Origin of the sequence: Asanoa sp. NPDC050611 (assembly GCF_040654855.1) — a bacterium.
In the GTDB taxonomy this organism is placed as follows: Bacteria; Actinomycetota; Actinomycetes; order Mycobacteriales; family Micromonosporaceae; genus Asanoa.
In genome coordinates, this window is the sequence record NZ_JBFAIU010000673.1 from 1 (window position 1) to 1512 (window position 1512).

General features: G+C 73.5%; 2 protein-coding genes. One reads left to right on the top strand and one right to left on the bottom strand.

All coding sequences use genetic code 11. The features are described 5' to 3' along the window. Positions 1 to 149: 149 nt before the first annotated feature. Positions 150 to 1172, bottom strand: a complete 1023-nt coding sequence (locus AB0H87_RS41715) for a hypothetical protein (RefSeq protein ID WP_360159387.1) — start codon at positions 1170 to 1172, stop codon at positions 150 to 152. A gap of 68 nt (positions 1173 to 1240) precedes the next feature. On the opposite strand from AB0H87_RS41715, the gene AB0H87_RS41720 reads away from it, so the two are divergent. Further along, a complete protein-coding gene (locus AB0H87_RS41720; protein ID WP_360159390.1) occupies positions 1241 to 1453 on the top strand; it encodes a helix-turn-helix domain-containing protein in 213 nt (70 codons plus the stop codon). The last annotated feature ends 59 nt before the right edge of the window (positions 1454 to 1512 follow it).

Sequence of the window (1512 nt, forward strand, 5' to 3'; positions counted from 1 at the left end):
GATCTGAAGGACGTCTACTGGGCGAGCCAGGGCCGCGTCTCGGTCGACCTCGGTGTAGCCCAGCGCCGTCAGCAACCAACCCCAGCTGCTCACGGCGCGGTCGAGGTCTGGCACCCAGAGCTCGACGTGGTGCAGCGTGCCGGTTGTGGTCATGGGCTCGTGGGGGTCGGCTGGTCGTCGGGGCGGGGTTTCGGCGGGTCGGTGGGCGGCGGCGGTGCGGCGTGGGCCGACGGGTCCGGGCAGAGCATGTAGGGCAGGGTCGGGATCCGCGGCGCCGCCCACCGCGACGGGTAGCCGGCACCCGGCCAAGTGGGCGGCTGGTAGCCGGCACCCGGCCAGACCGGTGGCTGGTAGCTGGCACCCGGCCAGGCGGGCGACGCGGTGGGTTGCGACTCGGCGCTCGGTGGCGGCGTGGCGTGTGCCGACGGGTCCGGGCAGACCACGTAGGGCAGTGTCGGCATCGGTGTCGCCCACGGCGGCGGGTAGCCGGCACCGGGCCAGACCGGCGGTGGGTAGCCGCCGCCCGGCCAGGGCGGCGTGGGCGGGCGCGGCACGAAGTAGCGGTTGGCCGGCGGCACGGCGACCAGGATGAGGATCGTGACGACGAGCAGCACCTCGAGCGCGACGCCGAGGAACATGACGCCGTAGAAGGCCTCCTCGACGTGGGCCACCCGTGACCAGAGGGTGTCCAGGAACTGGTTCGCCTCCCACGGCAGCTCGTCCGGCGGGAGGGCCGCCGGGTCGGCGTACTCGGGGGCGTCGGCGATGAGGAAGAACGGGATCGTCAGGAAGCCGCCGAAGCATGGCAGGAGGCACGCCAGCAGGTGGCCGCCGCCCGCGACGAAGACCAGGATCCGCGCGACGTTGCTGCCCCGCCGCAGCGGCCGGACCGTGGCCGCGAACAGGATCGCGCCCACCAGGAACAGGCTGCCGGCGACCGCGGCCATGACCACGTTGCTGGTCCGCTCGATGCGCACGTCGGAGGGGTCGGCGGTCGGAACCAGCTCGACGGCGCGGGTGATCTGCTGGTCGTAGTAGACCGCGTACGCGACGGTCAGGCCGAGCAGGCACAGCAACAGCGCCGCGGCCCCGAGCTGGAGCCAGAACGCGACGGTCACCGTGGCGGGGCGTGACGGCCGTGCGGGCGGCGCATCGGCCGTGATCATGGTCATGGCTCGCCAACCTACGGGCCGCCGATCCTTCCTGGTTCAGCCGTTCGGGCCGTCTATTGTCGGTGGTTGTGCGGGCCGACGCCGCGCGTAACCGGGCGCGCATCCTGGCCGCCGCCGAGGCGGTGTTCGCCGAGCGGGGCGCCGCCGCCTCCACCGAGGACGTCGCCTCCCGCGCCGGCGTCGCCATCGGCACGGTGTTCCGGCACTTCCCCACCAAGGACGACCTGCTCCGGGCCGTGCTGAAGGACCGGATCGCCGTCGTGCTCACCCCCGGTGCGTGACGAGTGGCGATCATCGCGCTGGTCTCCGGTAAGGGCGCTCCGGGCGTCACCACCGCCGC

Excerpts from the sequence above, each read along its gene's own strand:
- AB0H87_RS41715 (WP_360159387.1), bottom strand. The coding sequence starts at position 1,172 with ATGACCATGATCACGGCCGATGCGCCGCCCGCACGGCCGTCACGCCCC.